This is a genomic window from Streptomyces sp. NBC_00344, assembly GCF_036088315.1.
Taxonomy (GTDB): Bacteria; Actinomycetota; Actinomycetes; order Streptomycetales; family Streptomycetaceae; genus Streptomyces.
Map to the genome: position 1 here is coordinate 4345503 of NZ_CP107996.1, position 21582 is coordinate 4367084.

At 68.4% G+C, this 21582-nt stretch carries 23 protein-coding genes and 1 tRNA gene; 16 read left to right on the forward strand and 8 right to left on the reverse strand.

Features of this window, described 5'->3' with window-relative positions; genetic code table 11:
• Positions 1-15: 15 nt before the first annotated feature.
• Both OHS16_RS19585 and OHS16_RS19590 read left to right on the forward strand, forming a co-directional pair.
• A complete protein-coding gene (locus OHS16_RS19585) occupies positions 16-1452 on the forward strand; it encodes an RDD family protein (protein ID WP_328538505.1) in 1437 nt (478 codons plus the stop codon).
• An 82-nt stretch (positions 1453-1534) separates the two neighbouring features.
• Entirely contained in the window at positions 1535-2299 is a 765-nt protein-coding gene (locus OHS16_RS19590; RefSeq protein ID WP_328538506.1) for an RDD family protein, read from the forward strand.
• Here OHS16_RS19590 and OHS16_RS19595 read toward each other — a convergent pair.
• On the reverse strand, positions 2285-2599 hold the full coding sequence (locus OHS16_RS19595; RefSeq protein ID WP_328538507.1) for a hypothetical protein: 315 nt from the start codon (positions 2597-2599) through the stop codon (positions 2285-2287). The two genes, OHS16_RS19590 and OHS16_RS19595, sit on opposite strands and share 15 nt — an antisense overlap.
• Before the next feature lie 365 nt (positions 2600-2964).
• Between OHS16_RS19595 and OHS16_RS19600 the strand changes: the two genes are divergently transcribed.
• Both OHS16_RS19600 and OHS16_RS19605 read left to right on the forward strand, forming a co-directional pair.
• Positions 2965-5370, forward strand: coding sequence for an immune inhibitor A domain-containing protein (locus OHS16_RS19600; protein ID WP_328538508.1), 2406 nt, complete (start codon positions 2965-2967; stop codon positions 5368-5370).
• Positions 5371-5493: 123 nt separating this feature from the next.
• Positions 5494-5790: a hypothetical protein gene (locus tag OHS16_RS19605; protein WP_328540915.1), complete on the forward strand. Its 297-nt coding sequence runs from the start codon at positions 5494-5496 to the stop codon at positions 5788-5790.
• A 190-nt stretch (positions 5791-5980) separates the two neighbouring features.
• Here OHS16_RS19605 and OHS16_RS19610 read toward each other — a convergent pair whose 3' ends face one another.
• Positions 5981-6565 (reverse strand): isochorismatase family protein, encoded by a 585-nt coding sequence (locus tag OHS16_RS19610; RefSeq protein WP_328538509.1) that lies wholly within the window; start codon positions 6563-6565, stop codon positions 5981-5983.
• A gap of 76 nt (positions 6566-6641) precedes the next feature.
• Entirely contained in the window at positions 6642-7970 is a 1329-nt protein-coding gene (locus tag OHS16_RS19615; protein WP_328538510.1) for a nicotinate phosphoribosyltransferase, read from the reverse strand.
• Positions 7971-8060: 90 nt separating this feature from the next.
• Here OHS16_RS19615 and clpS point away from each other — a divergent pair, with 90 nt between their 5' ends.
• The 7 genes from clpS to OHS16_RS19650 all read left to right on the forward strand — a co-directional run bounded on the left by clpS (position 8061) and on the right by OHS16_RS19650 (position 12823).
• On the forward strand, positions 8061-8366 hold the full coding sequence (gene clpS / locus OHS16_RS19620; RefSeq protein ID WP_328538511.1) for an ATP-dependent Clp protease adapter ClpS: 306 nt from the start codon (positions 8061-8063) through the stop codon (positions 8364-8366).
• The gene (locus tag OHS16_RS19625) at positions 8366-8989 is read left to right on the forward strand and encodes a DUF2017 domain-containing protein (RefSeq protein ID WP_328538512.1); all 624 of its coding nucleotides are present in this window, start codon (positions 8366-8368) and stop codon (positions 8987-8989) included. Before clpS ends, OHS16_RS19625 begins: the two co-directional genes overlap by 1 nt.
• Positions 8990-9344: 355 nt before the next feature.
• The gene (locus OHS16_RS19630) at positions 9345-10772 is read left to right on the forward strand and encodes an amino acid permease (protein WP_328538513.1); all 1428 of its coding nucleotides are present in this window, start codon (positions 9345-9347) and stop codon (positions 10770-10772) included.
• A 69-nt stretch (positions 10773-10841) separates the two neighbouring features.
• Positions 10842-11258, forward strand: coding sequence for a M67 family metallopeptidase (locus OHS16_RS19635; protein WP_328538514.1), 417 nt, complete (start codon positions 10842-10844; stop codon positions 11256-11258).
• 70 nt (positions 11259-11328) lie between these two features.
• A complete protein-coding gene (locus OHS16_RS19640; protein ID WP_328538515.1) occupies positions 11329-11493 on the forward strand; it encodes a putative leader peptide in 165 nt (54 codons plus the stop codon).
• Between the two features lie 92 nt (positions 11494-11585).
• The gene (locus OHS16_RS19645; protein WP_328538516.1) at positions 11586-11864 is read left to right on the forward strand and encodes a MoaD/ThiS family protein; all 279 of its coding nucleotides are present in this window, start codon (positions 11586-11588) and stop codon (positions 11862-11864) included.
• An 8-nt stretch (positions 11865-11872) separates the two neighbouring features.
• A complete protein-coding gene (locus OHS16_RS19650) occupies positions 11873-12823 on the forward strand; it encodes a PLP-dependent cysteine synthase family protein (protein ID WP_328538517.1) in 951 nt (316 codons plus the stop codon).
• Between the two features lie 144 nt (positions 12824-12967).
• Here the strand turns inward: OHS16_RS19650 and OHS16_RS19655 are convergent, their stop codons facing one another.
• Entirely contained in the window at positions 12968-13465 is a 498-nt protein-coding gene (locus OHS16_RS19655) for a type II toxin-antitoxin system PemK/MazF family toxin (RefSeq protein WP_328538518.1), read from the reverse strand.
• Between the two features lie 174 nt (positions 13466-13639).
• Here OHS16_RS19655 and OHS16_RS19660 point away from each other — a divergent pair, with 174 nt between their 5' ends.
• The gene (locus OHS16_RS19660) at positions 13640-14392 is read left to right on the forward strand and encodes an MBL fold metallo-hydrolase (RefSeq protein WP_328538519.1); all 753 of its coding nucleotides are present in this window, start codon (positions 13640-13642) and stop codon (positions 14390-14392) included.
• A gap of 77 nt (positions 14393-14469) precedes the next feature.
• Here OHS16_RS19660 and OHS16_RS19665 read toward each other — a convergent pair whose 3' ends face one another.
• The gene (locus OHS16_RS19665; RefSeq protein WP_328538520.1) at positions 14470-15738 is read right to left on the reverse strand and encodes a PTS transporter subunit EIIC; all 1269 of its coding nucleotides are present in this window, start codon (positions 15736-15738) and stop codon (positions 14470-14472) included.
• A 216-nt stretch (positions 15739-15954) separates the two neighbouring features.
• Positions 15955-17217, reverse strand: coding sequence for a PTS transporter subunit EIIC (locus OHS16_RS19670; RefSeq protein WP_328538521.1), 1263 nt, complete (start codon positions 17215-17217; stop codon positions 15955-15957).
• A gap of 181 nt (positions 17218-17398) precedes the next feature.
• On the opposite strand from OHS16_RS19670, the gene OHS16_RS19675 reads away from it, so the two are divergent.
• From OHS16_RS19675 to rdgB, 4 genes are all read left to right on the forward strand, one after another.
• Entirely contained in the window at positions 17399-17668 is a 270-nt protein-coding gene (locus OHS16_RS19675) for a PTS glucose/sucrose transporter subunit IIB (RefSeq protein WP_328540916.1), read from the forward strand.
• A 129-nt stretch (positions 17669-17797) separates the two neighbouring features.
• A complete protein-coding gene (rph, locus tag OHS16_RS19680) occupies positions 17798-18523 on the forward strand; it encodes a ribonuclease PH (protein WP_328538522.1) in 726 nt (241 codons plus the stop codon).
• 141 nt (positions 18524-18664) lie between these two features.
• Positions 18665-19048, forward strand: a complete 384-nt coding sequence (locus OHS16_RS19685; RefSeq protein WP_328538523.1) for a hypothetical protein — start codon at positions 18665-18667, stop codon at positions 19046-19048.
• Between the two features lie 58 nt (positions 19049-19106).
• Positions 19107-19709, forward strand: a complete 603-nt coding sequence (gene rdgB, locus OHS16_RS19690) for an RdgB/HAM1 family non-canonical purine NTP pyrophosphatase (RefSeq protein WP_328538524.1) — start codon at positions 19107-19109, stop codon at positions 19707-19709.
• Positions 19710-19750: 41 nt separating this feature from the next.
• Here the strand turns inward: rdgB and OHS16_RS19695 are convergent.
• Both OHS16_RS19695 and OHS16_RS19700 read right to left on the reverse strand, forming a co-directional pair.
• Positions 19751-19823, reverse strand: a tRNA-Leu gene (locus OHS16_RS19695).
• Between the two features lie 71 nt (positions 19824-19894).
• The gene (locus OHS16_RS19700) at positions 19895-21391 is read right to left on the reverse strand and encodes an MFS transporter (RefSeq protein ID WP_328538525.1); all 1497 of its coding nucleotides are present in this window, start codon (positions 21389-21391) and stop codon (positions 19895-19897) included.
• Positions 21392-21582: the final 191 nt, after the last annotated feature.

The following is a 21582-nucleotide window of genomic DNA, read 5'->3' on the forward strand; positions in this document are numbered from 1 at the left end:
TACGGGACCACGGAGATGAGCGCCCCAACCCCGGCAGCCGGCGACGGCAGCCCCACACCTGGCTACTACCCGGATCCGTCGATCCCCGGATATGTGCGGTATTGGAACGGCGGCTCCTGGGTGCCCGGCACGAGCCGTCCCGCCCCCGACGACGACGGCGGCGCGTCGACGCCGGCGCCGCCGGCCGGCGGCTCGCCCGAGTCCGCCGCTCTGCCCGCGGCGCGCAGGCCGGAGCCCGCTGCCCCGTCGGCCCCTGCCGTCGAGGAGACCGGACCCGTCTTCTTCGACGAGGAGCTCGAACAGGACAGCCGCCAGGAGCCCTCGTCCGTCTGGCAGGCGGATGCCTCACGCCAGACCGGGTTCGGCGGTGACCGCGACCGCAGGGTCTCCTGGGGCGGCACCGACCCCCGCACCCCGGCCGGGGAGGCGCCGTCCACCGGACGGCCTTCCACGACACCGCCCGCGTCCGCTGAGCCCGCGTCCGCGCCGCCCCCATCCGTACCTTCCGGGCCTTCGGCTCGCCCCGGCGGACCCGCGCTGCCCACCGGCCGCACGGAGTCCGGCGTGCCGTCGGAGACGGTCGCGCTCCGTGCGCTGCGTCCCAAGGGCGGGGCTGCGCGTACCGGCCAGGCGGACGGGACCATGGCCATCCGGGCCGTACGCCCCGATCAGCCGCAGGCGGGCCTGCCCCAGCAGCACCAGCAGTCCGCCTCGCCGCAGTCCGCCTCAGCGCAGTCCGCGGCCCCTTCGCAGGCCCCCGCCCAGCAGTCGCCCGTCACGCGGTCGCAGCCGGGCGGTCAGGCCGTCGACGGACCGGTCGCCCCGGGTGCCGGTGGGGGAGCGGCGTCCTGGCCCCAGCAGGTGCAGCAACTGGCCAGGCCGGCCGGGGATTCCGGGCAGCAGGGGCTGCCGCCCTGGAAACCCCCGGTCGAGGACCCCTTCCTGAAGGCCGCTCAGGCACAGGCATCGGCCCGCCCCGCGAGCCTCGGCAGACGACTGGTCGCGCGGCTGATCGACACCGTGGTGCTGGGAGCGGTCGTCGGCGTGATCGCCGTGCCGTTCCTGTCGAAGGCCGCGGACCACATCAACGACAAGATCGACGCGGCGAAGCTCTCCGGCACGACCGTCACGGTCTGGCTGCTGGACGGGACGACGGCCGGCTGTCTCGGTGTGGTCGTCGGCAGCTTCCTGCTGCTCGGCCTGCTCTACGAGGCGCTGCCGACCGCCAGGTGGGGCCGTACCCCGGGGAAGAAGCTCTGCGGCATCCAGGTCCGCGGAATGGAGTCGTATGAACCGCCGACGTTCGGTGTCGCGCTGACCCGATGGCTGGTCTACGGCGCACTGGGCCTGCTGGCCATCGGTGTGGTCAATGTGCTCTGGTGCCTGTTCGACCGGCCGTGGCGCCAGTGCTGGCACGACAAGGCGGCGCGGACCTTCGTGGCGGGCGACTGAAACACACCGACTGGCTGACGCCCCGTCACTCGTACGGACCTGACCGGATGCGGCAACCTGTCCGGCGCGGTCGACTCGGGCCATGAGTACCGACCAGCCCCCGCCCGGCCAGCCGCCCGAGGACGACCCGTTCCGCAAGAACCCGCAGGGCAGCAACCCGCCTCCGGGCAACCCGTACGACAGCGAACCGCACGGCGCCACGCCGGGCGGGGGTGATCCGTACGGTGGCGGGGGTCCTCAGCAGCCTCCGCCGGGCGGAGGTGATCCGTACGGTGGCGGCGGTCCTCAGCAGCCTCCGCCGGGCGGCGGCTCCGGTGGCCCCTACGGCGCGCCCCCGCCGCCCCCTCACGACCCGTACGGCTCCGGCAACGCGTACGGCGGCAGCGACCCCCTCGCCGGTATGCCGCCGCTCGCACCGAGCGGCAAGCGGGTGCTGGCCCGCATCATCGACATCGTGATCGTCGCCGTGTTCGTCTGGCTGATCTCGCTGATCTTCGGGGGTCTCAGGTACAACACGGACCACATGAACTACGGACGGTCCTTCGGGCAGAGCGTGATCGCGGCCATTCTCTACGTCGGCTACGACACGTTCATGACGTCCAAGAAGGCGGGCCAGACCTTCGGCAAGCAGATCCTGAACCTGCGCACTGCGAATCTCAACGACGGCACCACGCCCACCGTGCAGTCGTCGTTCGTGCGGGCGCTGGTGCTGTGGATTCCCGCGGTCTTCTGCTGCGCCTGCATCTGGACGGCGATCTGCGGCGGCTGGAGTTTCTTCGACAGGCCGTACAAGCAGGGGCTGCACGACAAGGCGGCCAAGACCGTGGTGGTCTCAACCACGCAGTGAGTGCTCACCGACGCGTTCCGCCCCGGCCCGGGGGGTCCGCACCCGGACCGAGGCCGGCGCGGCGACCGGCACGGAGATGTCCGCCGGGCGCTCGGACCCCGTCCTGCGGGAGGCGAGCGGGTGTGCCGACCCGGGCATCGGAACGGAAGTGGCGACGAGAAGCCCCAGGACCAGCGCCGCCACCACGATGACCGCGACTCCGACGCCCGATGAGGTGCGGGAGAGCAGCAGCATGGCCAGCGTCGAGAAGATGACGGTGGCCGAACCATAGGCGAGCTGTGCGGCAGTCGGACGCGGCATGGCGATATCCGTCCTAGGGACAGCGGTGGGTGGTCGGTACGACAAAGCGGGCAAGCACGTCGTCGAACGACTCTATTCCGACGCATGCCCGAGGGGAACGGGTAGTAAGCGTGACCTAACCCACGGTGCCGAAGCATAGGGGGCGCACGGAGTCATTCGGCTATCCAACTGTCGAGATGGGCGCGCCTGTTGACCGCTCGTGAGACTTGTGAGACATGTGGTGCGAGACCCCTGGGGGTCGTCCGGATACCGGAACGTGCGCCCTGCATAGTGCACTTGGTGTGTGCAAGTCAAGGTCTGTCTTTTCTCTCGCACCTCCGATCGAATGTCGTCACTTGAGACGCGTTCGGGGAGGACAGCACCAGGTGAATATAAAGAGACGGGCGACGACCAGGGTGGCAGCCGTGCTCGTGGCCATCGCCGCGACCACCGCCACCGCTTCGGCCTACGCCACCGCGCAGGCGGACGCCAAGGCGCCCAGCACTTCAGCCGCTTCGAAGATCGATCGCCGCGACCCGGGGACCGAGCTCAAGGGGCAGAAGCACGACTTCCAGGGCCCCTTCGGCAAGCAGCAGGCCAAGGAGCGCCAGTCGGCGCTCGAGCAGGTCATATCCGGCCACAAGAAACTTCAGAGCAGCCACGGCTCCAAGGTCGTGCGCCTCGACGACAACAAGTACGTCGAGCTCGGCCGGGAGAAGACCGACAAGATCTTCACCATCCTGGCGCAGTTCGGCGACAAGGTCGACGACACCACGATGTACGACCCGGACGGCCCCGACGGTCCCAAGCCGCCCGTCAAGAAGTACGGCGGCACGCCCGGCCCCGCGCACAACGAGATAGCCAAGCCGGACCGCAAGACGGACAACAGCACGGCCTGGCAGACGGACTACAACCGCCAGCACTTCCAGGACCTGTACTTCGGCTCCGGCGAGGCATCGCTGAAGTCGTACTACGAGAAGACCTCGTCGGGCCGCTACTCGGTCGACGGTGAGGTCGCGGACTGGGTCTCGGTCCCGTACAACGAGGCCCGCTACGGCTCCAACTACTGCGGCTCCTCGATCTGCGCCAACGCCGGCGACCTGGTGCGCGACGGCATCAACGCGTGGACCGCGGCGCAGAAGGCCGCGGGCCAGACCGACGCGCAGATCAAGGCGACGCTGTCCACGTACGACCAGTGGGACCGCTACGACTACGACGGCGACGGAAACTTCAACGAGCCCGACGGCTACATCGACCACTTCCAGATCGTGCACGCCGGCGAGGACGAGTCCGCCGGCGGCGGCGCCGAGGGCACCAACGCACTCTGGGCGCACCGCTCCTACGTGTACAGCACCGACGTGGGCAAGACCGGCCCCGCCGACAACAAGGCGGGCGGTACGCCGGTCGGCGGCACCGGCATCTGGGTCGGCGACTACACCATGCAGCCCGAGAACGGCGGCCTCGGTGTCTTCGCGCACGAGTACGGCCACGACCTGGGCCTGCCCGACGAGTACGACACCACCAACACCGCCGAGAACTCGGTCGGCTTCTGGTCCCTGATGTCGGCCGGATCCTGGCTGAGCACCGGTGACAACGCCATCGGCAACATGCCGGGCGCCATGTCGGCGTGGGACAAGCTCCAGCTGGGCTGGCTCAACTACGCCACCGCCAAGGCCGGCAAGGACTCGACGGCCAAGCTGGGTGTCTCGGAGTACAACACCAAGAACAAGCAGGCGCTCGTCGTCTCGCTGCCGGACAAGCCCGTCACCACGACGATCGTGAAGCCGGCCGACGGCACCAAGCAGTGGTGGAGCGGGATGGGTGACAACCTCTCCAACACCCTGACCCGCTCCGTCGACCTGACGGGCAAGTCGAAGGCCTCGCTGGACCTTTCGGGCTGGTGGGACATCGAGAAGGACTACGACTTCCTGTACGCCGAGGTGTCCACCGACGGCGGCGCCGACTGGAACGCGATCGACGGCAAGGCGGACGGAGCGCAGATCCCGCGCGACGGCAGCGACAAGCCGGCGCTCACCGGTTCCTCCACCACCTACAAGAGCCTTTCGTACCCGCTGGACGCGTACGCGGGCAAGAAGATCGACCTGCGGTTCCGTTACCTGTCCGACGGCGGTGTGGCCGGCAAGGGCTTCGCGGCCGACGCGATCTCGGTGAACGCCGACGGAGCGCCGCTGTTCACGGACAGTGCCGAGACGGACGACGCCGGCTGGACCGCCGACGGCTTCTCGCGCATCGCCGAGTCCTTCACCAAGGACTACCCGCAGTACTACATCGCCGAGAACCGCCAGTACGTGTCGTACGACAAGACGCTGAAGACCGGCCCGTACAACTTCGGATTCTCGAAGAGCCGTCCCGACTGGGTCGAGTACTACCCGTACCAGCGCGGTCTGATGATCTGGCAGTGGGACACCTCGCAGCCCGACAACAACGTCAGCGCGCACCCGGGCAAGGGCCAGATCCTGCCGGTCGACTCCCACCCCAAGTCGATGAAGTGGGCGGACGGCACCATCATGCGGAACAAGATCCAGCCCTTCGACGCGCCGTTCAGCTGGTACCCGACCAAGGGATTCACGCTGCACAACGCGGACGCCGCGGTGAAGATCAAGCCGCAGCTCGGGGTGCCGGTCTTCGACGACCACAACGGGAAGTACTGGTCCGCGGACAACCCCACCGGAAGTGTCCAGGTTACTGACACCAACACCCGGATCATGATCGCCGCACAGCCTCTGGACGGCTCGACGATCACGGTCCACGTGGGGCCCTCGCACCACTGATCTTCATCTTTGCAGGTCAGAGCATGATCGGCCGTCGCCCTCTAGCGGGCGGCGGCCGATCGTGTTTAGGTGCCTCTTGCACAGCTCTTATTGACACGATGTCTTACGGGGGAGATGAACGGTATGGCGGGCGGCGGATACAGCAGACTTCCGAACGGCAGTGTGGTGGTGGCACTCACCCTGCCGAGCCCGGACCGCCTGACCCAGGTCCGCGTGCTGGTCCGGGCGGCCAACCGGGCCCGCGCACTGACCAGGCTGCGGAATCTGGGGCTGCGGGCGGTGTATCTGCGCGGCAACATGCACCCGCCGACGCCGGACGAGATCACGGCGGTGCTGCACCACCCGGACGGCCTGGTGTGGCGGGCCGCGCCGCAGGAGGCCGAGGAGCTCTGGCACCCGATCAGGGCGCTGCTGGGCTGAGGGCCGTTCCGCGGAGGCTCAGGGCCGTCGCGCCGGATGCTCGGGCCGTGGGCTGTTCTGCCGGACGCTCGGGGCCGTGGGCGCCGGGGGCCGTTCCGCGGGGGTGAAGGACACCGTGCCGGGCCGTGGGACGGCGCGCAGGGCGCCCCGCCGGGGCCAGGGAGCGGCGCGCAGGGCACACCGCGCCTGCTCACACCACCGGCTTGCCCCTCAGCTCCACTCCCGCTTCCCGCATCTCGTCGAGCGCCCGGGCGGTGGTCTGCGCCGCGACCCCCGCCGTCAGGTTCAGCAGCACGGTCGTGCCGAATCCCGCACCCGCCGCGTCGAGCGCAGTGGCCCGGACGCAGTGATCGGTGGCGATACCGACCACGTCGACCGCGGTGATCTCCCGCGCCCGCAGCCAGTCCGCGGGCGTGACGCCGTTCTCGTCCAGGCCCTCGAAGCCGCTGTACGCCGCCGCGTATGCCCCCTTGTCGAAGACCGCGTCGATCGCCCCGGACGCGACCACCGGTGCGAAGTTGGGATGGAAACCCACTCCCTCGGTGCCGGCGACGCAGTGCACGGGCCAGGAGTGGACGTAGTCGGGGTCTGACGAGAAGTGGTTGCCGGGGTCCACATGGTGATCGCGGGTGGCCACCACATGGCGGTAGCAGGCGGCAGCCTGCCCGATCAGCTCCGTGATGGCTGCGGCGACATCCGCACCTCCGGCGACCGCGAGGCTTCCGCCCTCACAGAAGTCGTTCTGCACATCTACGACGATCAGCGCGCGGTGCATGGCGGAGTTCCTTCGTGGAATGAGTGGCAAGAGACATGAGTCCTGCGTGGCCGTTGCATTCCCGCTCACCTGCCGTTCATGCGTACTCGGTCGGGATGACCGGTTCGCCGCGGGAGAGCTGCATGGCCGACATCGGCAGTGTGGACCGCACCGCGAGGTGCCGTTCGCGCACGCGGTCCAGCGGCTCGCGCTCGATGACCGAGCCGCCCTTGACCAGCTGGACCAGCAGCTGCTGGTCCACCAGGCCGGCCGGTACCGTTCCGGTGCCGATCACCTCGGCCTCGGCCACCCCGTCGGAATCGGTGCGGCGCGCGGCCCACTTGCGGCCGCCGCGTGAGGACTTGGCGCCGATCGACTTCTTCGCCACCGGCTGCAGCGGCGCAGCGGGGTCGGCCGACGTGGCGCGGGCGACCAGCTTGTACACCATGGAGCAGGTGGGGTGGCCACTGCCGGTCACCAGCTGGGTGCCGACTCCGTACGCGTCCACCGGCGCCGCCGCGAGCGAGGCGATGGCGTACTCGTCGAGGTCCGATGTGACCACGATCCTCGTGCCGGTCGCGCCCATGGCGTCGAGCTGCTGGCGGACCTTGTGCGCGACCAGGAGCAGATCGCCGGAGTCGATGCGCACCGCACCCAGCTCGGGACCGGCGACCTCGACTGCGGTACGCACCGCATCGGCCACGTCGTAGGTGTCCACCAGCAGGGTGGTGCCGCGGCCCAGCGAGTCGACCTGGGCGGTGAAGGCCTGGCGCTCGTCGTCGTGGAGCAGTGTGAAGGCGTGGGCGCTGGTGCCGACCGTGGGGATTCCGTAGCGGAATCCGGCGGCCAGATCGGATGTCGTCGAGAACCCGCCGACATAGGCGGCGCGGGCCGCTGCCACGGCAGCCAGCTCATGGGTGCGCCGGGCGCCCATCTCGATCAGCGGGCGTCCGGCGGCGGCCGCCGACATCCGGGAGGCCGCGGCGGCGATGGCCGAGTCGTGGTTGAGGATCGAGAGGATCACCGTCTCGAGCAGCACGCACTCGGCGAAGGAGCCCTCCACCCGCAGGACGGGGGAGCCGGGGAAGTACACCTCGCCCTCCGGATAGCCCCAGATGTCCCCGCTGAAGCGGTAGGAGGCAAGCCATTCGGCCGTCGGCCCGTCAACGATCTTCTGCTCCGCCAGGAACCCGAGCTGGGTCTCGTCGAACCGGAAGTTCTCCACGGCGTCGAGTACCCGCCCGGTGCCCGCGACGACGCCGTAGCGCCGTCCTTCGGGCAGCCGCCGGGTGAAGACCTCGAAGACGGAGCGCCGTTCGGCGCTGCCGGCCCGGAGTGCGGCCTGCAGCATCGTGAGCTCGTACTGGTCCGTGAAGAGCGCTGTCGACGGCACATGTACCGGCAGGCCAAGGTCCGAAGTGTTCATGTGATCGATGCTACCCCCTATTTCGTCAAACTGACGAGATCTATGGGCCGGTGTGTGCGCCACCACTCCCCGGGTGGCAGCATGGGGTAGGTGAGTGTCGCCCCCGTAGAGATCGAACGTCCCGAATCGGCCGAGGAGACCTTCGCGGTCCCCGAGCCCGACGTGCCATGGGTGACGCTCGTCCACAATGATCCGGTCAACCTGATGAGCTACGTCGAGTACGTCTTCCGGGCGTACTTCGGTTATGCGAAGGGGAAAGCGCACAAGCTGATGCTCGACGTGCACCAGAGGGGCCGGGCCGTGGTTTCCAGCGGCAGTCGCGAGGAGATGGAACGCGACGTGCAGGCCATGCACGGATACGGCCTGTGGGCCACCCTCACCCAGGACCGCAACTGATGGCCGGTCAGTTCGAACCGGTCAAGGGCGGTGGCGCGGCCGTCGCGCTGGACGAGATCGAGATCTCCATCCTGCGCTCGCTCGTCGTCCAGCTCCTGGAGCTCGTGGGCCCGGGGGACGAACCCGTCGAGGGTGAGGACCCGCTGGCGGCGCTGTTCGCGGAGGGCCCCAGCGAGCCGCCGTCCGACCCTGCGCTGGCCCGCCTCTTCCCCGACGCCTACGGCGAGAAGGAGCCGGACTTCTCCTCGGAGTTCCGCCGCTTCACCGAGAACGACCTGCGCGCCCGCAAGCGGGACGACGCGCTGGCGGTCGTCAGGACGCTGGACGAGGCCGCCGCGCCGGCCCCCGGCGGCGCGACTCCCAGTACCCGCAAGGCCGGCCGCCGCAAGCGCGTGCCGTCGGGTGTCGCGGTGCTCCGGCTCTCGCCCGAGGACTCCCAGCACTGGCTCGGGGCGCTCAACGATCTGCGGCTGACCATCGGCACCCGTCTCGAGGTGTCCGACGAGGACGAGAACAACGAGCTGTACCGGCTCCCGGACGAGGATCCCCGCAAGCCGATGGTGATGGCGTATCTCTGGCTCGGCGCCCTTCAGGAGACGCTCGTCGAGACTCTGATGCCGTAACGGCACCGCGCGGAAACCGGACACCGGCTACCGGTCCGTAACCCGGTCGTCCGCTCAACGGACACTCAAATCCGGATAACGATGCTGTCACTCAAGCGGAATGCTTTGTTCCGTCCAGTCCGTTTCGTCCGGTTCTTCCAGTGGCGTGAGTCACATTCGCGCCGGATGATCACTGTTGCCGTCGTGATAAATCTTCACGACCACTCGGAGGCGACACCCCCCGCCGCCGAGGGCGCTACGACCGGCTGACCGCCGGAAGCACTCCATCCACATCCGCGGGCTCTGCCCCTCCAGGATCGTCACAGTCGATCTGAGCCGCGTACGGCCGGGTCGGCATGGAGAAAGGCGCAACACCATGACCTCAGTGCAGGTCGACGAGCATCACGACGGCAGTGAGGCCGCTACAGCAACGTCGAGCGAGGGTTATCAGCGGGGCCTCGGGTCCCGTCAGATCCAGATGATCGCCATCGGCGGCGCCATCGGCACCGGCCTCTTCCTCGGAGCGGGCAAGGCCATTTCCAAGGCCGGCCCCAGTCTCATCCTGGCCTACGCCATTGCGGGCCTGGTCATCTTCTTCATCATGCGGGCCCTGGGCGAGCTGCTCATGTACCGCCCGGTCTCCGGCTCCTTCTCGGAGTACGCCCGTGAGTTCATCGGCCCGTTCGCCGGTTATGTCACGGGATGGACCTACTGGCTCTTCTGGGTCGTCACCGGCATCACCGAGGTCACCGCGGCCGCCACCTATATGACGTACTGGTGGGACATCCCCCAATGGCTCTCCGCGCTGGTCTTCACGATCATTCTCTACGGCGTGAACCTGATCTCGGTGAAGCTCTTCGGTGAGCTGGAGTTCTGGTTCTCGATGGTCAAGGTCACCGCCATCATCGGCATGATCCTCATCTGCGCCGGCATTCTCACCCTCGGCTTCTCCGACGCCGGTGACACCGCGACCGTCGCCCACCTCTGGGACAACGGCGGATTCTTCCCCAAGGGCATCACCGGCACCCTGATGACCCTGCAGATCGTGATGTTCGCCTTCCTCGCCGTCGAACTGGTCGGTGTGACCGCCGGAGAGTCCAAGGACCCCAAGAAGGTTCTCCCCAAGGCGATCAACACGGTGCCGTGGCGGATCGCCGTCTTCTACGTCGGCGCGCTGATCATGATCCTCTCGGTCGTCCCGTGGAACGAGTTCCAGCCCGGCGTCAGCCCCTTCGTCGCCGCGTTCCAGAAGATGGGCCTGGGCATCGGCGCGGCCATCGTCAACTTCGTGGTGCTGACCGCGGCCCTGTCCTCCTGCAACTCGGGCATGTACTCCACCGGCCGGATGCTTCGCGACCTGGCACTCAACGGCCAGGGTCCGAAGTTCTTCACTAAGCTGACGAGGAGCGGCACCCCGCTCGTCGGCACCACCGTCTCCGCCGCGCTGATGCTGGTGGGTGTCTGGATCAACTACCAGTGGCCCGGTGACGCGTTCAACTACGTCGTCTCCTTCGCGACCATCTCCGGCATGTGGGCCTGGATCGTGATCCTCATCTGCCAGATCCGCTACCGCGCGAAGGCGGATCGCGGCGAGCTCCCGCAGTCCGGGTTCAAGGCGCCCGGCGCCCCCTGGAGCAGCTGGTTCTCGCTCGCCTTCATCGCACTGGTCATCGTGATGATGGGCATCGACAAGGACACCCGGGTCTCGCTCTACTGTGCGCCGCTCTGGGCTGCGATCATGGGCGTCTCGTACTTCGTCCTGAAGGCCCGCAACCCGGAAGGTGTGGCCTTCAACAAGCGGTAAATCTCAGCATTCGGGCCCGTCCGTACCATCCCTCGGTACGGACGGGCCCCTCTGTTTATCCTGATGCGCATGCTGACCATCACCCAGGCCCTGCACGACCGGATCGTGGCGCACGCCCGCGCCGACCACCCCGACGAAGCGTGCGGAGTGGTCGCCGGTCCGGCCGGCACCGACAGCCCCGAGCGGTTCGTCCCGATGCTGAACGCCGCCAGGTCGCCCACCTTCTACGAGTTCGACTCGGCGGATCTGCTGAAGCTCTACCGGGAGATGGACGACCGCGACGAGGAGCCGGTGATCGTCTACCACTCGCACACCGCGACCGAGGCGTACCCCTCACGCACCGACGTCACCTACGCCAACGAGCCCGGCGCGCACTATGTGCTGGTTTCCACCGCCGATACGGACGACGCGGGGCCCTTCCAGTTCCGCTCGTACCGGATCGTCGACGGCCGGATCACCGAGGAGGAAGTGAAGGTCGTCCAGTAGTCGGACGCATCTATCCCATATAGCGAGATCGCACCCCGGATCCCCGGCCGGGAATCGATACGATGAGCCCATGGTTTCCCATGACGTGAGCGAAATGACGCCGGGCCCGCCGCTCGGCATGCTGCGCTCCGCCTCCACTCTCTTCCTGGGAGCCTTTGGATGTGGAGCCGCACGGCTGCACATCGACCTGTGCCGCCTCGCCAGTGCGATCTGTCCGCGTCGCGCTGCCGTCTGAGCCGCGGCTCCACGCACCACCGCACCATCCGCGACCGCACCTTCGCGCCACCGTCGCGCTCTCCGCCTCATCCTTCCGACAGGAGCCCAGCCATGGCCATCGAGGTCCGCATCCCGACCATCCTCCGCACCTACACCGACGGCGCCAAGGCCGTGCAGGGCAGCGGTGACACCCTCGCCGACCTCCTCACCGACCTCGAGTCCCGGCACCAGGGCATCCGGGAGCGCATCGTGGACGGCGAGCAGCTCCGCCGTTTCGTGAACGTGTACCTCAACGACGAGGACGTCCGCTTCCTCGACGGCATCTCCACCAAGCTGGCCGACGGCGACAGCGTCACGATCCTTCCGGCCGTGGCCGGCGGCATGGTCTGAGCCCGCTGATGCGATACGACTCCCCGCTGGCGGCGGTGGGCAACACCCCGCTCGTACGGCTTCCGCGGCTGTCCCCGTCGGACGACGTGCGTATCTGGGCCAAGCTCGAGGACCGCAACCCGACCGGTTCGATCAAGGACCGCCCCGCGCTCCACATGGTTGAACAGGCCGAGAAGGACGGCCGGTTGACGCCCGGCTGCACCATCCTGGAGCCCACATCGGGCAACACCGGCATCTCGCTCGCCATGGCGGCCAGGCTCAAGGGCTACCGCATCGTCTGCGTCATGCCGGAGAACACCTCGCAGGAGCGGCGCGATCTGCTCACCATGTGGGGGGCGGAGATCATCTCCTCCCCGGCGGCCGGCGGCTCCAATACGGCCGTCCGGGTTGCCAAGGAGCTCGCGGCCGAGCACCCGGACTGGGTGATGCTCTACCAGTACGGCAACCCCGACAACGCGGGTGCGCATTACGCCACCACCGGTCCCGAGATCCTTGCCGACCTGCCCTCCATCACCCACTTCGTGGCGGGCCTCGGCACCACAGGCACTCTGATGGGCGCAGGCCGCTTTCTGCGCGAGAACGTCGAAGGCATCAACATCGTCGCCGCGGAGCCGCGCTACGACGACCTGGTCTACGGCCTCCGCAATCTCGACGAGGGCTTCGTCCCCGAGCTCTACGACGCGTCCGTCCTGACCACGAGGTTCTCGGTGGGCAGCGCCGACGCGGTCACCCGTACCCGGGAGCTGCTCCAGCAGGAGGGCATCTTCGCGGGAGTCTCGACCGGCGCGGCGCTGCACGCGGCGATCGGGGTGGGACGCAAGGCCGTCAAGGCCGGAGAGACAGCCGACATCGTCTTCGTCGTCGCGGACGGCGGGTGGAAGTACCTGTCCACCGGCGTGTACACGGCACCGACGACAGAGGCGGCGATCGAAACGCTGCAGGGCCAGCTCTGGGCCTGAGAGCTGTCCCGTAGTCCCGTCCCGTAGTCCCCGGCGTGTGCACGACGGGATTACGGGACAGGCTCACGAACGGGCTCCGGGGGCCGAGCGCCCCCGGGCCGCCCCCGTCGAGCACCCCCGGGCCGTTCCCGTCCTGCGGCGCCGCTACCCCGCCAGATGCCGGACCTGCGCCCAGAGCCCGGGATCCGCGACGCCGGCCCGCCGCCGGAACTCTCCCACCCGTACGTCCCTGAGCTCGTCGGTCTCCAGGAAGCTGGCCCGTCCGCGGGCACCCCCCACCACGCCCGGCGGAAGCGCGATCACTCCGGGCCGTTCCCCGTGGTGCTTGCTGGTGATCTTCGCGACCAGCGCCGCGTCCCCCCGTACGGACAGTACGAGGCAGGGCCGGTCCTTGGCGCCGGGCCCGTCCTCGAACGGCACCAGCGCCCACCAGATCTCGCCCGCCTTCGGAGCCCGGCCCGGCCCACCGGAAGTGCCGCGGGACCTGCCCCGGGTACCGCTCGGCGTCCGGACGGGACCGCGCCCGGGGGGCCGCTTCCTGCCGCCCGGCCGCCGCCCGCTCCGCGCCCGTCCGTCGACGACCGACGCGACGAGTGCGAGCAGCACGACAGCGGCCAGTGCCAGTACCCACGTCATATCCATACGCGTGACCGTACCGGCGCTCGCCGGCCGTCGAACCCCACCCGAACCGGTGACAGCCCAGGTGAGTTCGCCCACAACGGCCCGCTGTGGAGGAGCGACCCCTGCTTTTGCGCCTTACGCTCAACACACCGCTCGACCCCCGTCGCCCGGCCCGTCCTCGGAGGTTCCCACTCCATGAAGCTCACCGTCGTCGGCTGCTCGGGGTCGTTCCCATCCGCGGAATCGGCCTGTTCGAGCTACCTCGTAGAGGCCGACGGCTTCCGGCTGCTCCTCGACATGGGCAACGGCGCCCTGGGCGAGCTGCAGCGCTACTGCGGTCTCTACGACCTCGACGCCATCTTCCTCAGCCACCTGCACTCGGATCACTGCATCGACATGTGCGCGTATTTCGTCGCGCGCTACTACCGCCACGACGGCGGACGCTGCGGCGCGATTCCGGTGTACGCCCCGGACGGCGCAGCCGAGCGTCTGACGACGGCCTACGCGGACACACCCACCTCGTCGTCGATGAGCGAGGTCTTCGGCTTCCACACACTGAAGCCGGGATCGTTCGAGATCGGGCCCTTCTCGGTCCGCACGGAGAAGGTCCGCCACCCGGTCGAGGCCTTCGGTATCCGGATCGAGCACGGTGGATCCTCGCTGACGTACTCCGGGGACACCGGCGTCTGCGAACCTCTGCACGAACTCGCGCTCGGCAGTGACCTGTTCCTCTGTGAGGCGTCCTTCACCCACGGCAAGGAGGATGTTCCCGACCTCCACCTGAACGGCCGTGAGGCAGGCGCGCACGCCTCGCGTGCCGGGGTGGGACGGCTGGTGCTGACCCACGTCCCGCCGTGGACCGACGGTGAGCGGAATCTGCTGGACGCCCGCTCGGTGTACGACGGCCCGGTGGAGCTGGCAGCGCCGGGCGCGGTGTACGAGATCTGAGATCCGGTACGTGTACGCGAAGGCCCCCGGAACCGACAGACACGGTTCCGTGGGCCTTTTCGTGCGCTGCGTGAGGACTACGCCTTGGTGAGGTCCTCGATCTCCTCCTCGGGCTCGCGGCCCGGGGTCATGAGATTGAACTTGGTGATCGCGAAGCGGAAGACCACGTAGTAGACCGCCGCGAAGACCAGGCCGATCGGGATGATCAGCCATGGCTTGGTCGCATGGTTCCAGTTCAGCAGATAGTCGATGAGGCCGGCCGAGAAGTTGAAGCCGGCGTGGACTCCCAGCCCCCAGGTGATGGCCATCGACGCCGCCGTGAGCAGTATGTGGATCACGTACAGGAGCGGCGCGATGAACATGAACGAGAACTCGATCGGCTCGGTGACACCCGTGACGAACGAGGTGAGCGCCAGGGAGATCATCATGCCGAGGACGGCCTTGCGGCGCTCCGGGCGGGCTGTGTGAGCCATGGCCAGAGCTGCGGCGGGCAGGCCGAACATCATGATCGGGAAGAAGCCCGACTGGAACATGCCGGCGGTCGGGTCGCCGGCGAGGAAGCGGGTGATGTCGCCGTGGACCACATCACCGGCGGAGTTGGTGAAGTCGCCGAGCTGGAACCAGGCCACCGTGTTGACGAACTGGTGCATGCCGACGGGGATCAGGGCGCGGTTCACGCCACCGAAGAGCGCTGCGCCACCGGAGCCGAGTCCGGTCATCCATTCGCCGAAGCTGGCTATACCGCTGCCTATGGGCTCCCACACCAGGCCGAAGACGACGCCGACGATCAGACCCACGAAGGCCATGATGATCGGGACGAGGCGGCGGCCGTTGAAGAAGCCGAGCCAGTCGACCAGCTTGGTGCGGTGGAACTTCTGCCAGAGGACGGCGGACAGCAGACCCATGATGATGCCGCCGAGGACGCCGGGATCGTTGAAGGTGGCCGCCACGTCGACACCCTTGTTGGCGGTCGTGTTCACCACGGCGTCGGTGACCGGAAAGGCCTGGAGCACCTTGCTGTAGACGAGGAAGCCGACCACGGCGGCGAGCGCGGTGGAGCCGTCCGACTTCTTCGCGTAGCCGATCGCCACGCCTATGCAGAACAGGAGCGGCAGCGCGCCGGTGAGTGCGCCACCGGCGTTGGCGAAGACGGTGGCGACCTTGCCCCAGCCGAGTCCGTCCTTGCCGAACACATCGTCGGCGCCGAGCCGGACCATGATGCCCGCGGCCGGAAGCACGGCGATCGGCAGCTGCAGGCTGCGTCCGACTTTCTGCAGGCCCTGGAACAGGCCGGAGCCCCGCTTCTTTGCGGGCGCCGCGGTGGCGGTGGCCGTGGCCGTACTCATTGACTTCCTCCATGTGCCGGTGCTGCCAGGGATCGTCGGGGGACGAGCAGCACAGGTGGTCTACACCACTCAGTGGTGTAGACCAGTTTTAGCACGGTGAAGGTTGGATAAGGAACCGTCACTTTCTGTGGCGTGGGCCATAGCGGGCCAACATACCCAAAGACCCCCGGGGCGCTGGGCCCGGGGGTCTTCGGCTGACGCGGATGTCGCTGTGGGTTACGCCTTGGTGACGTCCTCGACGTCCTGGTCGGGTTCCCGCCCGGGTGTCATCACGTTGAACTTGGTGATCACGAAGCGGAAGACCACGTAGTACACCACCGCGAAACACAGCCCGATCGGGATGACCAGCCAGGGCTTCGTGTCGAGATGCCAGTTGATGACGTAGTCGATGAGGCCGGCCGAGAAGCTGAAGCCCACATGCGCGCCCAGCGCCCAGGTGATCCCCATCGATGCGCCGGTGAGCAGCGCGTGCAGGCCGTACAGCAGCGGCGCCGCGAACATGAACGAGAACTCCAGCGGCTCGGTCACCCCCGTGACGAACGAGGTCAGCGCCACCGAGATCATCAGCCCGGTGACCTGCTTGCGCTGTTCGGGCCGCGCGCAGTGGGCGATGGCGAGCGCGGCGGCCGGGAGGCCGAACATCATGATGGGGAAGAAGCCCGACATGAACTGCCCCGCATTCGGGTCGCCCGCGAAGAACCGCGTCAGGTCGCCCTGTACCAGCTTGCCGTCGGAGTTCGTGAAGTCACCCGCCTGGAACCAGAAGAAGGTGTTCAGGAACTGGTGCATCCCGATCGGGATCAGCAGCCGGTTGGCGACACCGAAGATCGCCGAACCCCATGCGCCCAGGTCGATCAGGTGCTTCGCGAACCAGGTCAGCGCGTCACCGACCGGCTCCCACAGCAGCCCGAACGCCACCCCGAGGATCACCCCGATGAACGCCATCTGGATCGGCACGAGACGGCGGCCGTTGAAGAAGCCCAGCCAGTCCACCAGCTTGGTGCGGTGGTAACGCTGCCAGATGACCGCGGTCAGCAGCCCGATCAGAATGCCGCCGAGCACGCCCGGGTTCTGCGGCATGCCGTCCGGGAGGGCCTTGCTCACCGAGCCGCCGATCGGAAAGGCGGCCAGCACCCCGTGGTAGACGAGAAAGCCGACCACGGCGGCGAGCGCGGTCGAGCCGTCCGCCTTCTTGGCGAAGCCGATGGCCACGCCGATGCAGAAGAGCAGCGGAAGTCCGAACGCGCCGTCCAGGATCGAGGTGCCGCCCGCGGTGAAGACCTTGGCCGTCTTGTCCCAGAAGGCGCCGTGCAGATACGCGGTGAAGAGATTGCCGAGGCTGACGAGCAGACCGGCCGCGGGCAGTACGGCGACCGGCAGCTGGAGGCTCCGGCCGACCTTCTGCATTCCCTGGAAGAGTCCGTTCCACCACTGCCGCTGCGGCGCGTTCCCTGACACGGCCGCGCTGTTGGAGCTCATTCGGCGTCCTCCTGGCATCGGGCTGCTCTGCGGTCGCCGTACACTGGTGTAGACCACTCACGGCGCAGAGCGGCGGCGGACCCGCAGGGACGCGTCACCAGTGCTCGTATCCTGCGATCCGATCCCGTAGCGCGCTCGTATAAGTGGTCCAAACGTGCGTTACCGTGATCAAAAGGACCGGATCTCCGGGCCCCGAAGAGACACTCAGGAGTCAGACATGGCCACAAAGGCTGAGAAGATCGTCGCCGGGCTCGGCGGGCTCGACAACATCGAAGAGGTCGAGGGCTGCATCACCCGGCTGCGTACCGAGGTGAAGGACGCCTCCCTCGTCAACGACGCCGCGCTGAAGGCCGCCGGAGCCCACGGGGTCGTCAAGATGGGCACCGCCATCCAGGTCGTCATCGGCACCGACGCCGACCCGATCGCCGCGGACATCGAAGACATGATGTGAGCTTCTGAGCTCTCCCTGCCAGGGCCTGTTCCGGTCACTTCCGATCCATCTCGGTCCCGGAGCGGGCCCTCGCGCATGTCCGCCGGGCGCCCGGCCGGCACCCCTGCCGCGGCCGATAAGCTCGCCCCCATGTCTCGTATCGACGGCCGCACCCCCGAAGAACTCCGCCCGGTCACCATTGAGCGCGCCTGGAGCAAGCACGCCGAGGGCTCCGTCCTCATCTCCTTCGGCGACACCAAGGTCTTCTGCACCGCCTCCTTCACCGAGGGCGTACCGCGCTGGCGCAAGGGCAGCGGGGAGGGCTGGGTCACTGCCGAGTACTCGATGCTCCCGCGTTCCACCAACACCCGCGGCGACCGGGAATCCGTTCGCGGCAAGATCGGTGGCCGGACGCACGAGATCTCCCGTCTCATCGGCCGTTCGCTGCGCGCGGTCATCGACTACAAGGCGCTCGGCGAGAACACCATCGTCCTGGACTGCGATGTCCTGCAGGCCGACGGCGGCACCCGCACCGCGGCCATCACCGGCGCCTACGTCGCCCTCGCCGACGCCGTCGCCTGGGCGCAGGGCAAGAAGCTCATCAGGAACGGCCGCAAGCCCCTGACCGACACCGTCTCGGCCGTCAGCGTCGGGATCGTGGACGGGGCGCCCCTGCTCGACCTCTGCTACATGGAGGACGTCCGCGCCGAGACCGACATGAACGTCGTCTGCACCGGCGACGGCCGCTTCGTAGAGGTCCAGGGCACCGCCGAGGCGGAGCCCTTCGACCGCAAGGAGCTCAACGCGCTGCTCGACCTGGCCACCGGCGGCTGCGCCGACCTCACCGCCCTTCAGGTCGAGGCGCTCGGCAAGTAGCGGCACCGGGCCGGCAGGGAAGCAACCGATCACGGCGCCCCCGGCGTCATCACCGGCACGGGCGCACGGGCAGAACCGTGCGCCCGTCCGCACCGACGAGACAGACCAGGGGCCGTACCAGGCCACCATCCGGGGGGATCCATGCGCCGCCGTACCGCCGCTCTGCTGGCCGCCACCGTCACCGCCGTCACCCTCGCGGGGGCCGTCGGCTGCGACGCCGTGAACAAGGCCGTGGACTGCGTCCAGACCGCCGACACCGTCGCCGGGAACGTCAACAACCTCCAGCAGGCCGTCTCGAACATCGGCAACGATCCGGGCCAGGTGGACCAGGCGCTCGACAACATCGCCAAGAACCTCGGCAAGCTCGGCGACAAGACCGGCGACACCGACGTCAGCAAGGCGGTCGACGACCTCAACACGGCGGTGGACAACGTCCGCAAGTCCGTCGACAGCGGCGACAGAACCCCTGACATCAGCCCGGTCAGGGACGCGGCCGGCGAACTGACCAAGGTCTGCACGTCCTGAGAAGTCCCGGGGCTCCCCGCTGCCGGGCCGGAGGAACCGGACCCCCGATACTGGACGCATGACCCGTCTGATCCTCGCCACCCGCAACGCCGGGAAAGTCACCGAACTGCACTCGATCCTCGCCGACGCGGGCCTGCCGCACGAGCTCGTCGGCGCGGACGCGTATCCCGACATCCCCGACGTCAAGGAAACGGGCATCACGTTCGCCGAGAACGCCCTGCTCAAGGCGCATGCCATGGCCCGCGCCACGGGTCTGCCCGCGGTCGCCGACGACTCCGGTCTCTGTGTGGACGTCCTGAACGGCGCCCCGGGCATCTTCTCCGCCCGCTGGGCAGGCCGGCACGGTGACGACGAGGCGAACCTCGGCCTCCTGCTGGCCCAGCTCTCCGACATCGAAGCCCCGCACCGCGGCGCCCACTTCGCCTGCGCCGCGGCCCTGGCCCTTCCCGACGGCACCGAGCGGGTGGTCGAAGGACGCCTGCTCGGCACGCTCCGCCGCGCACCGGCGGGCACTGGCGGATTCGGCTACGACCCGGTCCTTCAGCCGGCCGGCGAGAGCCGCACCTGCGCGGAACTCACCGCGGCCGAGAAGAACGCGATCAGCCACCGGGGGCAGGCGTTCCGCGCGCTGGTGCCGGCGGTGCGAGAGATGCTGGGCTGACGGAATGCGGCCTCCACCATCAGGTGGAGGCCGCATGGCTGTGCGCCCGATCGGATTCGAACCGATATACACGACCACCTAAAGATCGTCGCTCACCGGGTGGCGTACGGGCGCGAGCGGGAGTGACTTTACCCCGCTCCCCCCGATGGCGTGCGGCGCCCGGTGCAAGTGGGCGCAGGCAGCCTTCAGAACCTGGGTTCCGGAGCCTGTGCGTGGACCAGCTCAGCCGCCTCCTCCTTCGTCTCCACCGACGGCGGGGAGCCGTCCAGCGGCTTGTTGGCCGTCTCCTTCATGCAGGCGACCGCGATCACGCCGACCAGCGCCGCCGCCATGGCGTAGTAGGCAGGCATCAGGTTGGTGCCCACCAGACTGATCAGGGCGGTGATGACGAAGGGTGTGGTGCCACCGAAGAGCGACGCCGAGAGGTTGTAGCCCACCGAGAGGGAGCCGTAGCGGACCTGTGTCGGGAAGAGGGCCGGGAGCGCGGCCGACATGGTGCCGAGCATGCAGATCAGGGAGAGGCCCAGCATCAGCATGCCCACGGTGATCGCGATGACGGAACCGTCCCTGATGAGCAGGAAGGCGGGCAGCGACAGCACGAGGAAGCCGAGCATGCCGGCCATCAGCAGAGGCTTCCGGCCGAAGCGGTCGCTGAGCTTGCCGACCTGGCTGATGATCAGCATCAGGAAGACCATGACGCCCAGCAGGATCAGCAGCCCGTGGGTGTCGCTGTAGCCGAGTTCGTCGGACAGATACGTCGGCATGTACGACAGCAGCATGTAGTCGGTGATGTTGTACGCGCCGACCAGGGCGATGCAGAGGATCAGCGTCGGCCAGTAGTTCCGGAAGATCTTGCCCAGGTCGCCGTGGGCCGTCGTCTCGACCCCGGTCGCCGCGTCGCCGGCCCGGACGCCCTCGCCCTCCAGCTTCAGGAAGGCCGGTGTCTCGTCCAGCTTCAGCCGGAGGTAGAGACCCACCAGACCGAGCGGCCCCGCGACGAGGAACGGGACGCGCCAGCCCCAGTCGTCCATGCCGCTGGAGCCGAGGAAAGTGGTCATGATCGTGACCAGTCCGGCCGCGCCGACGTAGCCGGCCAGCGTGCCGAACTCCAGGAAGCTGCCGAAGTAGCCGCGGCGCTTGTCAGGGGCGTACTCCGCGATGAAGGTCGATGCTCCGCCGTACTCGCCGCCGGTGGAGAAGCCCTGCACCAGCCGGAAGAAGATCAGCAGGGCCGGTGACCAGAAACCGACCGATGCGTACGACGGCAGGATGCCGATGGCGAAGGTGCCGATCGCCATCATGATCATGGTGAGGGCGAGTACCTTCTTGCGGCCGATCTTGTCGCCCATCGGACCGAAGACCATGCCGCCGACCGGGCGGATCAGGAATGCGACAGCAAAGGTGGCAAACGAGGAGAGCAGCTCGACCGTGTCGTTCCCCGAAGGGAAGAAGACATGCCCGATGGTGGACGCCAGGTAGCTGTAGATGCCGAAGTCGAACCATTCCATGGCGTTGCCGAGCGAGGCCGCCTTGACGGCCCGCTTGATGGCCGCTTCGTCCGTCACCGTGATGTCGGTACGGCGCAGCTTCGGGTTCTTCCGGCGGGCTACCGTGCGGAAGAGCGCGTGATGGCGCTTCACCGCACCCGGATCGGAAACGGTCCGATGGCCGGGATCCTCCATGGCTGTGGTCCTCTCACTGGTCGTACAACACCAAGAAGAACTTCTGCACAGCCATTGGGTTCGCAAACCAGGGTCCCGGGAAATGGGACCCTGGTCACGTGTTCTCCGGCGGGTACCCGGAGGCCCGGCTCGGCCCCGGTGCCGGGGAAGGGCCCGCGGGAGGCCCCCTGGAAGGCGGGCGGGGAGGGCCC

Excerpts from the sequence above, each read along its gene's own strand:
- OHS16_RS19650 (WP_328538517.1), top strand. The coding sequence starts at position 11,873 with ATGCGATACGACTCCCCGCTGGCGGCGGTGGGCAACACCCCGCTCGTA.
- OHS16_RS19665 (WP_328538520.1), bottom strand. The coding sequence starts at position 15,738 with ATGAGTACGGCCACGGCCACCGCCACCGCGGCGCCCGCAAAGAAGCGG.
- OHS16_RS19685 (WP_328538523.1), top strand. The coding sequence starts at position 18,665 with ATGCGCCGCCGTACCGCCGCTCTGCTGGCCGCCACCGTCACCGCCGTC.
- OHS16_RS19660 (WP_328538519.1), top strand. The coding sequence starts at position 13,640 with ATGAAGCTCACCGTCGTCGGCTGCTCGGGGTCGTTCCCATCCGCGGAA.
- OHS16_RS19590 (WP_328538506.1), top strand. The coding sequence starts at position 1,535 with ATGAGTACCGACCAGCCCCCGCCCGGCCAGCCGCCCGAGGACGACCCG.
- OHS16_RS19610 (WP_328538509.1), bottom strand. The coding sequence starts at position 6,565 with ATGCACCGCGCGCTGATCGTCGTAGATGTGCAGAACGACTTCTGTGAG.
- OHS16_RS19630 (WP_328538513.1), top strand. The coding sequence starts at position 9,345 with ATGACCTCAGTGCAGGTCGACGAGCATCACGACGGCAGTGAGGCCGCT.
- OHS16_RS19655 (WP_328538518.1), bottom strand. The coding sequence starts at position 13,465 with ATGGATATGACGTGGGTACTGGCACTGGCCGCTGTCGTGCTGCTCGCA.
- OHS16_RS19605 (WP_328540915.1), top strand. The coding sequence starts at position 5,494 with ATGGCGGGCGGCGGATACAGCAGACTTCCGAACGGCAGTGTGGTGGTG.
- OHS16_RS19645 (WP_328538516.1), top strand. The coding sequence starts at position 11,586 with ATGGCCATCGAGGTCCGCATCCCGACCATCCTCCGCACCTACACCGAC.
- OHS16_RS19595 (WP_328538507.1), bottom strand. The coding sequence starts at position 2,599 with ATGCCGCGTCCGACTGCCGCACAGCTCGCCTATGGTTCGGCCACCGTC.
- rdgB (WP_328538524.1), top strand. The coding sequence starts at position 19,107 with ATGACCCGTCTGATCCTCGCCACCCGCAACGCCGGGAAAGTCACCGAA.
- OHS16_RS19640 (WP_328538515.1), top strand. The coding sequence starts at position 11,329 with ATGGTTTCCCATGACGTGAGCGAAATGACGCCGGGCCCGCCGCTCGGC.
- OHS16_RS19585 (WP_328538505.1), top strand. The coding sequence starts at position 16 with ATGAGCGCCCCAACCCCGGCAGCCGGCGACGGCAGCCCCACACCTGGC.
- OHS16_RS19615 (WP_328538510.1), bottom strand. The coding sequence starts at position 7,970 with ATGAACACTTCGGACCTTGGCCTGCCGGTACATGTGCCGTCGACAGCG.
- OHS16_RS19625 (WP_328538512.1), top strand. The coding sequence starts at position 8,366 with ATGGCCGGTCAGTTCGAACCGGTCAAGGGCGGTGGCGCGGCCGTCGCG.
- OHS16_RS19670 (WP_328538521.1), bottom strand. The coding sequence starts at position 17,217 with ATGAGCTCCAACAGCGCGGCCGTGTCAGGGAACGCGCCGCAGCGGCAG.
- OHS16_RS19635 (WP_328538514.1), top strand. The coding sequence starts at position 10,842 with ATGCTGACCATCACCCAGGCCCTGCACGACCGGATCGTGGCGCACGCC.
- OHS16_RS19700 (WP_328538525.1), bottom strand. The coding sequence starts at position 21,391 with ATGGAGGATCCCGGCCATCGGACCGTTTCCGATCCGGGTGCGGTGAAG.
- rph (WP_328538522.1), top strand. The coding sequence starts at position 17,798 with ATGTCTCGTATCGACGGCCGCACCCCCGAAGAACTCCGCCCGGTCACC.